This is a genomic window from Roseobacter ponti, from assembly GCF_012932215.1.
Classification (GTDB): Bacteria; Pseudomonadota; Alphaproteobacteria; order Rhodobacterales; family Rhodobacteraceae; genus Roseobacter; species Roseobacter ponti.
The window spans coordinates 2,076,202-2,089,312 of sequence record NZ_CP048788.1; the positions used below are offsets into that span (position 1 = coordinate 2,076,202).

Genomic DNA, 13,111 nt, shown 5'->3' on the forward strand with positions numbered 1-13,111 from the left:
TGACATATTCATGACCGAGCAAACACCTGTGACCGACGCCACCGCCGTAAAAGTACCGACCCTGCCCGACGCCCAGACCGTCACATCCGTTCAGCACTGGACAGACCGGCTGTTTTCCTTCCGTGTGACCCGACCTGCCTCGCTGCGGTTTCGCTCGGGCGAATTCGTGATGATCGGCCTGATGGGTGATCCCGATCCCGAGACAGGACGTCAGAAGCCGCTCCTGCGCGCCTATTCCATCGCCTCGCCCTCCTGGGACGACGAACTGGAGTTTTATTCCATCAAGGTACAGGACGGGCCGCTGACCTCTAAACTTCAGCACATTAAACCCGGCGACGAGATCATTCTGCGTCCGAAACCGGTCGGAACACTCGTGCATGACGCACTGCTGCCCGGTAAGCGCCTGTGGTTTTTTGCGACCGGCACAGGGTTTGCCCCCTTTGCCTCACTACTGCGCGACCCTCAGACCTATGAGGATTACGACCAGGTTATCGTGACCCATACCTGCCGCGATGTGGCCGAGCTGAATTATGGCAGCACGCTGATCGAAAATCTGCATGAAGATGAGATGATGCAGGAGCTGCTGGGCGCTGAAAACCTCGCCAAACTCACATATTATCCGACGACGACGCGCGAAGAGAGCCCGAAAATGGGGCGCATTACCACGCTTTTGAAAGACGGTACCGTGTTCCGTGATCTGGGGCTGGAGGGCATCTCACCTGAAACCGACCGCGCGATGGTCTGCGGTTCGCTGGGCCTTAATACAGATCTCAAAGAGATCCTCGAAGGCTACGGCCTGAAGGAAGGCGCCAATTCCGATCCTCAGCATTATGTGGTCGAAAAGGCCTTTGTCGGCTGATCTGAAAAAAAGGGCGCGGCGTTGCAGCGCCGCACCCTCGAATTACGCTGCAGCGTTGCTTTACTGGTCCAGAGCGGTGCGGATCTGCTCCAGCGCTGCCTCAAGCAACTCCGGATTGTCTTCCGCCTGCTGAACGGCTGTGGTCAGCAGCGTCTTCTGCGTTGCACTCATCTGCGAGCCGTCAATCATCTCTTTGACTGCCTCGAAATCGTATCCTTCCACAGTCAGCGGGCCAGCCTCTGACGCATCCGTCGTGACATCAGCCGTAACATCCGAGACCGCACCGGCTGTTTCCGCGGTCAGTTCATCCGCAGCTTCGGTCGTGTCAGTCACGGCCTCTTCAGTGGCTTCGGCTGCCTGCGTCGCCGCCTCACCGGTTGTGTCCGTCACTGCATCCACTGCATCGCTTACGGCTTCCGCCGCTTCATCACCGGCCACTTCCAGTGTGCTGCCGGCGGCTTCAAGCGCTTCACCGGCGGCTCCGACGGCGGCAGTGCCGGCATCCTGAATTGCTTCTGCTGCGGTTTCGGCAGCCTCGGCCACGGTCTCAACCGCCTCGCCTGCGGCGTCTGACACGGCCTCGGCAGCGTCTTCGACGACCGGCTGCGCATCTTCTGCAGCTTCCGTTACAGTTTCCACGGCCTCGGGCGCATTGATGGCATCGGCGGCATCGGATGCGGCCTCTTCAACTGACTTTCCCGACCACAGAAGATACCCTCCGACAAGCAGGAAGGCGGCTACCACTATCCAGATAAGATTTTTCATTCCAGAGTTCTCCTTTTACCGGCCACAACAGACGCGTTGTGTAAATGTTCCGTCACAACCGGGGTGACGCACCCGGGGACGCTTCACAAGGGGAAAAACCTGCTCTGTGACGCCCTTCGCACCGATTTGCAGCTTGAAGTGCGGTGATGCGCCGTTTATTTTGGCCTCGCAGAAACGAGAACTATCAAAGGAAATACATCATCGCTCGCAGACCCCATAACGCGCCGCCACAACGGGAAACCGGCCCGCGCGTAAACGAGAAAATCCGCAGCTCCGAAATCCGCCTGATCGGCGCAGATGGCGAAAATGCCGGCGTCGTGACGCCCGAACGCGCCATGGAAATGGCGGAAGAAGCCGGACTGGACCTCGTTGAGATTTCTCCGAATGCCAATCCGCCTGTCTGTAAGATCATGGACTTCGGTAAGTTCAAATACGAACAGCAGAAACGCGAGAGCGAAGCCCGTAAAAAGCAGAAAATTATTGAGATCAAAGAGGTCAAGTTCCGTCCGAATACTGACACGAACGACTATGATGTCAAAATGCGCAATGTCTTTAAATTTCTTGAAAACGGCGACAAGGTAAAGATCACCCTGCGCTTTCGGGGCCGGGAAATGGCACACCAGAACCTGGGCCGTGAGTTGCTCGAACGGGTTGCCGAAGACACCAAAGATGCCGGCCGCGTGGAGAACTTCCCCAAAATGGAAGGCCGCCAGATGGTCATGCTGATCGGACCCCTGCCAAAATAATCACAGCACGCGCACCGGAACTGTGCTAAACGCCCTGCCAGACGGTCAGGGCGTTTTACTTTGCCGTCACCGGTCGACGCTGTTACAGGGTGGAGGATGGATCCGGAGCAGACCTGGCGCCCCGGCCGGCACTGAGATAACCGTGCGATGCATCTGACCCGGACGGGCGAAACGGAGACCCGCCATGATCTTTAAGGCACAGTGTTCCTGTGGTGCTGTCCGGCTTGAGGCCAGCGGCGAACCGGTCGTGCAATGCTATTGCCACTGCAATTCCTGCCGCAGTTATACCGGTGCTCCCGTGAGCGCCCCTGTGCTCTGGCCGCGTGCCAGTGTTCGTTTCACCGCGGGTGAAGATCACGTGGATCGCTATGCGCGAAGCGGTGCGGAAACCGGTGGCATTCTGACCTGTCAAACCTGTCACGGACTGGTGGGCATTCACCTGGCAGGACCGGATCTTTTCGACATCTATGCCGGACTGCTGAGCGATTTTGAGTTCCGCCCTACGGTCCACCTCAACTACGAAAACGCGGTGCTGAAGGTCCGCGACGGATTACCAAAGCTGAAAGACATGCCGGAGGACTGGGGCGGCAGCGGCGAGATCCTGCCAGAGTAAGCGGGCATCACGTGCCGGCAAATCCCTTGAGCAACAGAAAAGCCCGACCGGTTTCCCGCCCGGGCTCAGCAATATTCTGGTCATGGATCAGGCGGCGCTTGTCACCGCACGGCCCGTCATCACACCAACGAGATGCGCGCGGTAAGCCCCTGTACCGTGGAGGTCGCTGATCATGTCGTCCCCCGACAGCGACAGCCCTTTGACAGCATCCGCCGAGAAATCCGATGAGAGTGCCGCTTCGGCTTCCGACCAGCGGAAAACACCGTCATTGGACGCACCAGTGACGGCAACGCGCACGCCGGCCGCGTATTTCGCAACAAATACCCCAACGAGCGCAAAGCGGGACGCAGGCTGCACAAACTTCTGATAATCCGATACTTCCGGCACCGGAAAACGCACTTCCGTGATGATCTCACTCTCTTCCAGAGCGGTTGTGAACATACCCTGAAAATAGTCGTCCGCAGCGATGGAACGCTTGTTCGTGATGATCGTCGCTCCTGAACCGAGTGCCGCCGCCGGATAACAGGCAGACGGGTCATTGTTCGCCAGTGAACCACCTATGGTGCCGCGGTTGCGCACCGCCGGATCACCAATATGGCTGGCAAGGCCCGCGAGCCCCGGATAAAGCGCCGCGGCGTCACGTGCCACAGCGCCATGGGTGGTCGCACCTCCGATGGCCACCTGACCATCATCGGTTGTGCATACGCCCGCCATCTCGGAGATCCCGGTCAGAGATACCAGAACCGACGGGCTCGCAAGGCGCTGCTTCAGGGTCGGGATCAGGGTCTGACCGCCTCCCAGAGCCTGCGCGTCTTCGCGTCCCATTGCCGCTGCTGCGTCTGCAACCGTTCCGGGCCGTTCCACATCAAAATTATACATTTTTCTTTCCTCTCATCCGACAGAAGGCCTGCGCCTCTCTGGCTCGAAAATTTCCCGGGGGTCCGGGGGCAGGCCCCCGAACCGCCCTCTCAGATCATTGCATCGCGGCCCAGACGCGCGCGGGCGTCAGCGGCATGTCAATATGCGTGACGTCCCTGCCGGCTGACTGCAGCGCATCCACCACCGCATTCACCACCGAGGGCGGCGAGCCGATCGCACCGGCCTCACCACAGCCTTTCACGCCAAGCGGGTTGTGCGTGCAGGGCGTCTGACAGGAGTGGTCCACCTGATAAAATGGCAGATCATCAGCCCGCGGCATCGCATAATCCATATAGGACGCGCTCAGCAGCTGGCCGTTCTCGTCGTAGGCACAGTTTTCCAGCAGCGCCTGCCCGATCCCCTGGGCCAGACCACCATGCACCTGACCGGTCACGATCATCGGGTTCACGACATTGCCGAAGTCATCCACTGCTGTGAAAGCCTCGATGGTGACCTTGCCGGTCTCCGGGTCCACCTCAACCTCACAGGCATAGGCGCCCGCAGGATAGGTGAAGTTGGACGGATCATAAAACGCCGTCTCCTCCAGCCCCGGCTCAAGATCCTCAAGCGGATAGTTATGCGGCACATAAGCTGCCAGCGTCACATCCCCCCAGGCCAGAGACTTATCGGTGCCTGCGACTGAGAAAGTCCCGTCTTTCAGTTCAATGTCCTCATCAGAGGCCTCAAGGATATGGCCCGCGATCTTTTTCGCCTTGGCGATGATCTTCTCGGTTGCCCGCACCATGGCAGAGCCACCGACCGCCAGCGAGCGTGAGCCGTAGGTGCCCATGCCCATCGGTGTGTTGGCCGTATCCCCGTGCACCACTTCGATCATGCTTTCATCGATGCCGATCATCTCGGCGATCACCTGGGGAAAGGCGGTCTCATGCCCCTGCCCGTGGCTGTGGCTGCCGGTCATCACGACCAGACCACCGGTGGCATTCACGCGCACTGTGGCACTTTCATAAAGCCCCGCGCGCGCACCCAGTTGTCCAACGAGGTTCGACGGCGCGATCCCGCAGGCCTCGATATAGCAGTTCACGCCCAGACCGCGCAGTTTGCCTCCGGCTTCAGACGCTTTGCGCCGTGCCGCAAACCCGCTGAGATCAGCCAGCTCCTCCAGCTTATCCATCGTGGCCACATAATCACCGGTATCGTATTCGACGGCGACCGGCGTGGCATAAGGGAATTCCGTCACGAAATTCTGCCGGCGCAGCGCGATCGGATCAACCTTCAGTTCGCGCGCGGCCTTGTCGATCACCCGCTCCAGCTGGAAGGTTGCCTCGGGCCGTCCGGCACCACGATAGGCATCCACGGGTACGGTGTTGGTAAAGACCGCTTTCACGTTCACATAAATCAGCGGCGTTTTGTAATTGCCGGCCATCAGCGTGCCATGCAGCCACGTGGGTACTGAGGGCGCAAAGGTGCTCAGATAAGCCCCCATATTGGCATAGGTCTCGGTGCGAAGTGCTGTGAAATTGTTCTCCGCATCGAGCGCCAGTTCAATCTTTGTGACGTGGTCGCGACCATGCGCGTCCGACATGAAGGCTTCCGTCCGGCTGGAAGTCCACTTCACCGGGCGGTTGCAGGCCTTGGCAGCAAAGGTGCAGAAGGCTTCTTCCTGGTAATGAAAGATCTTCGTGCCGAAACCACCGCCCACATCGGGCGCCACAACACGCAGCTTGTGCTCAGGGATGCCCAGCACGAACGCCCCCATCAGAAGCCGGATCACATGCGGGTTCTGGCTGGTGGTGTAAAGCGTGTGATCACCGGTGCCGCGGGCATAATCACCCACCGCCACGCGCGGCTCCATCGGGTTGGCCACCAGGCGGTTATTGACCAGCTCCAGCGTCGTCACATGGGCTGCCGCCTCAAAAGCCTCATCGGTCGCGGCTTTGTTTTCTTCAACAAATCCCCAGTCATAGCAAAGGTTTGACGTCAGATCGTCATGTACTTTGGTCGCCCCGTCAGAGACGGCGGCCTTCATATCAATAACGGCCGGCAGATCGGAGATATCGACCACGATCGATTCGGCGGCATCACGCGCCTGCTCCAGCGTATCGGCTACAACGGCTGCGATCGGCTCGCCGACATGGCGCACCTTGCCATGGGCCAGAACCGGGTGTTTGGGCTCCTGCATCGGGTCGCCGTGCCTGTCTGTCACCTGCCAGCCGCAGGGCATGCCACCCACCGCCTCGAAATCCGCACCGGTAAAGATCTTCACGACCCCCGGCATGCCTTCTGCTGCAGATGTATCGACATTGTCGAGCGTGCCATGGGCCACATCAGAGCGCAGAAAGAAAACATGCGCCTGTCCGCGGATGTTGATGTCGTCGGTGTAATTGCCGGCTCCGGTCAGAAACCGGACGTCCTCGCGGCGCTTTGTGCTTGCGCCAATGCCACTGTCTTTCGGCATGGTAGTCCTCCCTTTAAAACAGGGGCGCCTCGCGGGCCGCTCCCCCGTGCGCGGCAGCATCAGAACCTCCGGGTCCTGCACTCCGCGCGTTTAAGTGAATTTATTCTGCGGCGATGCTGCTGACGTCCTGTCCGGACGCCGCCATGATCGCTTTGACAATGTTATGATAGCCGGTGCAGCGGCACAGATTGCCCTCGAGATAGTCACGGACCTCTGCTTCGGAGGGCTTGGGATTTTCCTTCAGCAGGGCTGCGGCCGACATCACCATGCCCGGCGTGCAGAATCCGCACTGCAGTCCGTGATGATCCTGAAACGCCTGCTGGATGACGTTGAGCGATCCGTCGGCATTGGCCATGCCCTCAATGGTGGTCACCTCGGCGCCATCGGCCTCGGCGGCCAGCATCGTGCAGGCCTTGATCGCCTCACCGTTTACATGAACCACACAGGCGCCACACTGGCTGGTATCGCAGCCCACATGTGTGCCTGTCAGCGACAGATCATCGCGCAGAAAAGACGACAGCAACGTGCGTCCCTCGACCTCTCCCGACGATGCGCGACCATTTACAGTCATTGAGACCTGAACCATGGCTTCCTCCCTGAAAGCGTTTGTAATTGCCGCGATTTAAGCACGGCAGCGGGAACATGAGAACCGCTAAAATTCGGGAAAATACAAAGGCTGCGGCGACCTTCCGGTTTGACAGCTGCCTCAGCCTGTGTTGCGTCCGGCGCGCGGCTGCGGTCGGGTCGGGATTTCTTTCAGCAGTCCGCCCACACCCATGGCGGCGATATCGGCATCGCGCACCGGTATGCCGCAGATCACCCGCGCCATGACCCAGTCCGCACCGTTGAGCGCCGGCGCGCGTGCACATCCCGGCAGGCCGATTACCGGTCGCTGATCCAGCGTGCCGGTAAAGAGCAGATTGCCCGGATCAACCGGCATACCGAAACGCTCCACATGTCCGCCGGCGGCGCGCAGCGCCTGCGGCCCCACATCATCCGGGTCGGAGGTGGCAGACCCCGTAAGGATCAGGGTGAGATCTGTGGTCATATCCCGCAGAGCCGCTGCCAGCGCGTCAGCGCGGTGCGGAATTCGCAGCACCGGGTCAAGCGTCAGACCAAAGGCCGCGACGCGGCCGGCAATGGCTGACAGGCCCCTGTCACCGGCACCCCCGGGGATCTCGGTAATGATGAGACCCGCCGAGGCCACATGCGGCGGCGCCAGACGGATGGCTTTTGCAGCCAGCGTGCAGGCGGTATTCAGCGCCGCCTCAGGCACTGCGTAGGAGATGATTTTGATGGTCGCGAGCATGCCCCCGTCCTGCATCTGGTGAAAGGGTGGCACGGTGGCAAGCGTGATCATCGGGTGTACCTGATTGACCGCCTCAAGCGCGGCCACATCCAGTACCGCCACGCCGGCTCCGGCCGCCAGAAGGTTGACGCGCCCGGTGAAGGGCTCCATCAGTTTCAGATGCTGGCCCGCAGGCTCCGGCACCAGGGCCTGTGCAAGCCTCTGCGCTGCGGTGTTCTCACCTATGTCCTCAGGTCCGGGGACCGCCACGATCACTTCGTCAATGCCCGCGCCGGCAAGGGCCGTGATGTCCGCGGGCTTTAGCACACGCCCCTTGCGCAGCCGTGCACCCTTGCCGGGTGTGACCGAATGGGCGAGCACTGCCCCTGTGGCCTCTGATGTGGGAACCGGGCCGAACTTCATGCGCCGCGCCGCAGGACGCGGGTCATTTCGGCCAGCACGGAGACCGCAATCTCCGGCGGCCCGGAAGCTCCGATATCAAGCCCGACGGGGCCGTGGATTCGGGCAATATCGGCGTCAGAAAAACCGGCCTCCTGCAACCGGGCGACCCGGGCGGCATGGGTGCGCTTTGAGCCGAGCGCGCCGATGTAAAAGCAATCAGACCGCAGGGCGATATGCAGGGCAGGATCGTCCAGTTTCGGGTCGTGGGTCAGCAAAACGACTGCAGTGCGGCTGTGCAGCCCTGCGGCCTCCATCGCCTCATCGGGCCAGTCAGCGACCTGCGTCTCTCCAGGAAAGCGCGCCTCTGATCCGAAAGCCCCGCGCGGGTCAATGATCACAGGGTCATAACCGGCAATCCGCGCCATCGGCACAAGTGCCTGGGCGATATGGACCGCGCCCACCACGATCAGTTTCAGGGGCGGGTTGTGAATGGCCACAAAAACGTCCTCGTCCTGCTCGAACCCCGAGCGGTCCATCGCGAACCGCTCCGGATATCCGTCACGCAGCAGACGCCGGGTGTGGCCGCTCAGTCCTACCTCATAGGCCACCGGTTCGCGGGCCGCCCGCGCCGTCACCAGCTCAGCCAGCAGGTCTTCGGAGAGCACATCACCCACCGGCTCCACCAGAATGCGGATTGTGCCGCCACAGGCCAGTCCTACGGCAAAGGCATCGCCGTCACTGACACCATATTCGAGGAGCTTTTGTTCGCCTTTCCCGAGCGCCTCGATGGCCTCCAGAGCCACCGCGCCCTCGACGCAGCCGCCGGAGACGGACCCCTGCATCTCCCCGTCGCCCGCAATCACCAGCTGCGCACCGGTCCGCCGCGGCGCCGACCCCCAGGTCGCGACCACCGTGGCCAGCACCGCACCACGTCCGGCCCGGTGCCAGTCCAGCGCCAGCTCGGGCGCGTTTTCAAATACTTCCATGGCGGACCTCCCGTTTCTGATTATGCCTGCTGCACCGGCAGATGTCTGCCCGAAAATGCTCTGCGCAATTGCCACAGAGCGCTGCGCGCCCCTGCACAAATTCGCACCTTGTCCCCCGGCAGCAGGCCCATTACATCTTGGGCAGAACTGAGACCGGAGCGCTATTATGCCCATGCAGGCCCAGGAAATTGAAGATCTGCTGCGCCAGACCTTTCCCGATGCGGAAATCCGTGTGGAGGGAGATGACGGTGTCCATATGTCAGCCCTGGTCGTGGATGAGAGTTTCCGCGGCAAAAACCGGGTTCAGCAACAGCGTGCGGTCTATGCCGCGCTGAAAGGCAAAATGGACGGCGCGCAGGGAGAACTGCATGCGCTGGCACTGACCACCAGGGCGCCGGAGTGAACGCCTGAACGATATACCTGCGCCCGCCGACCGGCGCGGCCGAACCACGAGGATCCCGATATGACCGATGCAACGAGCCAGATCAAAGAGACGATTTCCGCCAGCGATGTGGTGCTTTTTATGAAAGGCACCAAAGAGATGCCGCAGTGCGGATTTTCCAGCCGTGTGGCCGGCGTGCTCAATTATATGGGTGTGCCCTACTCCGACGTGAATGTGCTGGCTGATGAAACCATCCGTCAGGGGATCAAGGATTTCTCAGACTGGCCGACAATCCCGCAGCTCTATGTCAAAGGGGAGTTCGTGGGCGGCTGTGACATCATCACTGAGATGACGCTGTCGGGCGAGCTCGACACGCTTTTTGAAGAAAACGGTGTGACCTTTGACAAGGACGCCGCCGACAAGATCCGCGAAGCCAACGGCTGATCTTTCCGGTTCATGTGAAACTAGGGCCTGAGCTGCCGGCTCAGGCCTTTGTCTTTTCCTCAACCGACGCGGCAAGGGCTTCGGCCCGCGCGGCAAGCTCGGCCAGCGTGTCGGTGACACTCTGCGGCACGACCGGCACTTCGACGCGTTCCGGTTCGGCCGCGGCGCGGCGCAGATCAGCAATCTCAGCTTCGCGTTCGTTCAGCTGGGCCTGAACTTCGGCCACGCGGTCCTCGACGCTCGCCGTTTTATCCGCCAGCATCAGTCCGGCCATAAGAAGCATCCGCGCTTCGGGCATCCGCCCCACCTGATCGGAAAGCACCTGGGCTTCGTCATCAAGCATGCGTGCGGCGGTCTGCAGGTAGTGCTCTTCACCTTCCTGACAGGCGACCTCGAACGTGCGCCCGCCAATGGCAATTGAAACCTCGGGCATCAGGCTGTTCCTTCCATGTCAGAGCCCGCGACGCTTTCCAGCAGCGGCGTCAGGGCGGCGATGATTTCATCAGCCTCGGCCATCTCCGCGTTTCGCATGGCTTTGATCGCCTCAAGCTCGGCCATCATTGATTTGTTGATCAGATGCGGCTCGCCCACGCCTTCGGCATTGGCACGGCGCAGCGCGTCACAGGCCTCGGTCAGCTGGGCGTTGGCGCGGCGCAGCTTTTGCAGCTGTGTGTCGAGTGATGCGACCTTCCCGCTGACCTGCGCTGCGACGGCGTCCTCATTCTCCTGCTGCTGACGGGTCAGGGTTTCCACCTGTTCGCTCAGCGCCGCATTGCGGGCTTTTTCGTCCTCCAGCGTCTTGCGCAGATCGTCGGTCTGCGATGTGTCCGGCGCGGCCAGTGCATCAACGCCCTGAGCCACCCGGTCCATGGCCGCGAGAATCCGGCTTTGCAGTTCATCTATTTCGCTCATGCCCACCTCAAAATGCCGTGACGTCCCCCCGTGGCTGCCAGTTGCGCCACCGAATCGCCCTACATAGGTCCGAGCGTAACTCTATCCGTGCGTCACAACAAACACGCCATGCAATACGATCAGTGCCTTGCGCGGACTTCTTCACGTTCTGCAACCGCTGCGCGTGTTACCGCCACTTGAACCTTGCGGGCAGACTGCTATGCATCTGCCTGCGTCAGGCCGGAAGCCCGGCGTGGAAACCGAATGTGGCCCCCTTTCGGGCCAACCAGCCGACAAAGGAAAACTGCTCCGTGGATGTCAAAGCACTCGCCGCCGCCAATCCAGAACACTGGTCCCGCGCCACTGCCATCCGGGCGCTCGCGCTTGATGCGGTTGCAGAGGCAAACTCCGGCCACTCCGGCATGCCGATCGGCATGGCAGATGCCGCCACAGTGCTGTTTGAAAAGCACCTGAAATTTGACGCCTCGGCACCCGACTGGCCGGATCGCGACCGCTTTATTCTGTCGGCAGGTCACGGCTCGATGCTGCTTTATGCGCTGCTGCATCTTACGGGCTATGAAGACATGACCCTTGAGCAGATTAAAAACTTCCGCCAGTGGGGCGCGATCACGGCAGGTCATCCCGAGTACGGACATGCCAGCGGCATCGAGACCACGACCGGCCCCCTGGGTCAGGGCATCGCCAATTCGGTGGGTTTTGCCATGGCTGAGGAAATCCAGCGCGCCACCTACGGCAATAAGGTCGTGGATCACTATACCTATGTGATCGCCGGCGACGGCTGTCTGATGGAAGGCGTGAGCCAGGAGGCAATCACACTCGCCGGGCGGCACCAGCTCAGCCGTCTGATTGTGCTCTGGGACAATAACAATATCACCATCGACGGGCCGGTGACGCTCTCGGACCGCACCGATCAGGTCGGCCGCTTTCAGTCCGCGGGCTGGGAAGTGATCGAAGTTGACGGGCATAACCCTGATGAGATCGACGCGGCCCTGACGGCGGCGAAGAAAAGCGATCAGCCGACGATGATCGCCTGTAAAACGCATATCGCTCTGGGGCACGCCGCCCAGGATACTTCCAAAGGGCACGGCGCGCTGACCAATGCCGAACAGAACGTCGAGGCCAAAGCACTCTGGGGCTGGACCGCCGGCCCGTTTGAGGTGCCCGCCGATATCAAGAGCCACTGGGAAGCCACCGGGGCCCGCGGCGCAGACGCGCGCCGCGCCTGGGAAGAGCGTTTCGATAAGATGTCGCGCACCAAACGTGAGACTTTCAACCGCGCCTACGCGCTGGACGCCCCGAAGCGTCTCAGCGCCACCATCAAAGCGTTCAAAAAGCAGATGTCGGAATCCGCGCCGAAACTTGCCACGCGGGCCAGCTCGGAGAAGGTACTTGAGGTCGTGAACCCTGTGATGCCGGAAACCGTCGGCGGCTCGGCGGATCTGACCGGTTCGAACAATACCAAAACCGGCGATCTGGGCGTGTTCGACACTGATAACCGAGCGGGGCGCTATGTCTACTGGGGTATCCGCGAACACGGTATGGCCTCCGCAATGAACGGCATGGCGCTGCATGGTGGTGTACGCCCTTATGGTGGCACGTTCATGTGTTTCACCGATTATGCCCGTCCGGCGATGCGGCTTGCGGCCCTGATGAAGATCCCCACGGTCTTTGTGATGACGCATGACAGTATCGGTCTGGGCGAGGATGGCCCGACGCACCAGCCTGTTGAGCATCTGGCAATCAGCCGGGCGACGCCGAACACCTACGTTTTCCGCCCGGCGGATACGATTGAGACTGCCGAGGCCTGGGAGCTGGCGCTGACGAGCAAAAAGACGCCCTCGGTGCTGTCGCTGACACGCCAGGGGCTGAAAACCGTGCGGACCGAGCACAGGAACAAGAACCTCACGGCCCAGGGCGCTTACGTGCTGGCTGATGCTGAAGGCCGGCGCCGCGCGATCCTGATCGCCACCGGCTCGGAGGTCGAGATCGCCATGGCGGCCCGTGACATCCTGCAGGCCGAAGGCATCGGCACCCGGGTTGTCTCGATGCCCTGCTGGGAACTGTTTGAGGAACAGGACGAAGCCTACCGCAAGCGGGTGTTGCCGGGTGGCCCGGTGCGGGTGGCCCTTGAGGCCGGCATGCGCTTTGGCTGGGACCGCTGGCTCTTTGGCGAGCGTGGCAGGCGGGAAAAATCAGGCTTCATCGGCATGCATGACTTCGGTGCCTCGGCGCCGGCGGGCACGCTCTATGAGGAGTTCGGGATCACCGCAGAAGCCGCTGCACAGAAGGTCCGCGCCCTGCTGGACGGCAAGTGGCAGCCTGATCCGCGTACCTGAACATACCTACAGCTATGACGAAGGGGCGTGACAGGTGTCGCGCC

General features: G+C 61.3%; 14 protein-coding genes. 6 read left to right on the forward strand and 8 right to left on the reverse strand.

Annotated elements, in window-relative coordinates; all coding sequences use genetic code 11:
* Nucleotides 1–10 precede the first annotated feature (10 nt).
* Complete coding sequence (locus tag G3256_RS09955) at nt 11–859, forward strand: ferredoxin--NADP reductase (protein ID WP_169640670.1); 849 nt, start codon at nt 11–13, stop codon at nt 857–859.
* Nucleotides 860–919: 60 nt separating this feature from the next.
* Here G3256_RS09955 and G3256_RS09960 read toward each other — a convergent pair whose 3' ends face one another.
* Nucleotides 920–1,624, reverse strand: a complete 705-nt coding sequence (locus G3256_RS09960; RefSeq protein WP_169640671.1) for a translation initiation factor 3 — start codon at nt 1,622–1,624, stop codon at nt 920–922.
* A gap of 146 nt (nt 1,625–1,770) precedes the next feature.
* Here G3256_RS09960 and infC point away from each other — a divergent pair, with 146 nt between their 5' ends.
* The gene (gene infC, locus G3256_RS09965) at nt 1,771–2,370 is read left to right on the forward strand and encodes a translation initiation factor IF-3 (RefSeq protein WP_169640672.1); all 600 of its coding nucleotides are present in this window, start codon (nt 1,771–1,773) and stop codon (nt 2,368–2,370) included.
* A gap of 184 nt (nt 2,371–2,554) precedes the next feature.
* Nucleotides 2,555–2,983, forward strand: coding sequence for a GFA family protein (locus tag G3256_RS09970; protein ID WP_169640673.1), 429 nt, complete (start codon nt 2,555–2,557; stop codon nt 2,981–2,983).
* Nucleotides 2,984–3,070: 87 nt separating this feature from the next.
* Here the strand turns inward: G3256_RS09970 and G3256_RS09975 are convergent, their stop codons facing one another.
* From G3256_RS09975 to G3256_RS09995, 5 genes are all read right to left on the reverse strand, one after another.
* A complete protein-coding gene (locus tag G3256_RS09975; RefSeq protein ID WP_169640674.1) occupies nt 3,071–3,862 on the reverse strand; it encodes an FAD binding domain-containing protein in 792 nt (263 codons plus the stop codon).
* 94 nt (nt 3,863–3,956) lie between these two features.
* The gene (locus tag G3256_RS09980; RefSeq protein ID WP_169640675.1) at nt 3,957–6,317 is read right to left on the reverse strand and encodes a xanthine dehydrogenase family protein molybdopterin-binding subunit; all 2,361 of its coding nucleotides are present in this window, start codon (nt 6,315–6,317) and stop codon (nt 3,957–3,959) included.
* 100 nt (nt 6,318–6,417) lie between these two features.
* Nucleotides 6,418–6,903 carry a (2Fe-2S)-binding protein gene (locus tag G3256_RS09985; RefSeq protein ID WP_169640676.1) on the reverse strand — a complete coding sequence of 162 codons (486 nt, stop codon included), beginning with the start codon at nt 6,901–6,903 and terminating at the stop codon, nt 6,418–6,420.
* 120 nt (nt 6,904–7,023) lie between these two features.
* The gene (locus tag G3256_RS09990) at nt 7,024–8,028 is read right to left on the reverse strand and encodes a molybdopterin-binding protein (protein WP_169640677.1); all 1,005 of its coding nucleotides are present in this window, start codon (nt 8,026–8,028) and stop codon (nt 7,024–7,026) included.
* Nucleotides 8,025–8,993, reverse strand: coding sequence for an XdhC family protein (locus G3256_RS09995; RefSeq protein ID WP_169640678.1), 969 nt, complete (start codon nt 8,991–8,993; stop codon nt 8,025–8,027). The genes G3256_RS09990 and G3256_RS09995 overlap by 4 nt, the downstream gene beginning before the upstream one ends.
* 166 nt (nt 8,994–9,159) lie before the next feature.
* On the opposite strand from G3256_RS09995, the gene G3256_RS10000 reads away from it, so the two are divergent.
* Both G3256_RS10000 and grxD read left to right on the forward strand, forming a co-directional pair.
* A complete protein-coding gene (locus G3256_RS10000; RefSeq protein WP_169640679.1) occupies nt 9,160–9,396 on the forward strand; it encodes a BolA family protein in 237 nt (78 codons plus the stop codon).
* A 60-nt stretch (nt 9,397–9,456) separates the two neighbouring features.
* Entirely contained in the window at nt 9,457–9,819 is a 363-nt protein-coding gene (gene grxD / locus G3256_RS10005; RefSeq protein WP_169640680.1) for a Grx4 family monothiol glutaredoxin, read from the forward strand.
* A gap of 40 nt (nt 9,820–9,859) precedes the next feature.
* On the opposite strand, the gene G3256_RS10010 is transcribed toward grxD, so the two are convergent.
* A complete protein-coding gene (locus G3256_RS10010; RefSeq protein ID WP_169640681.1) occupies nt 9,860–10,252 on the reverse strand; it encodes a cell division protein ZapA in 393 nt (130 codons plus the stop codon).
* On the reverse strand, nt 10,252–10,731 hold the full coding sequence (locus G3256_RS10015; RefSeq protein WP_169640682.1) for a hypothetical protein: 480 nt from the start codon (nt 10,729–10,731) through the stop codon (nt 10,252–10,254). Before G3256_RS10015 ends, G3256_RS10010 begins: the two co-directional genes overlap by 1 nt.
* Before the next feature lie 290 nt (nt 10,732–11,021).
* Between G3256_RS10015 and tkt the strand changes: the two genes are divergently transcribed.
* On the forward strand, nt 11,022–13,067 hold the full coding sequence (tkt, locus tag G3256_RS10020; RefSeq protein WP_169640683.1) for a transketolase: 2,046 nt from the start codon (nt 11,022–11,024) through the stop codon (nt 13,065–13,067).
* The last annotated feature ends 44 nt before the right edge of the window (nt 13,068–13,111 follow it).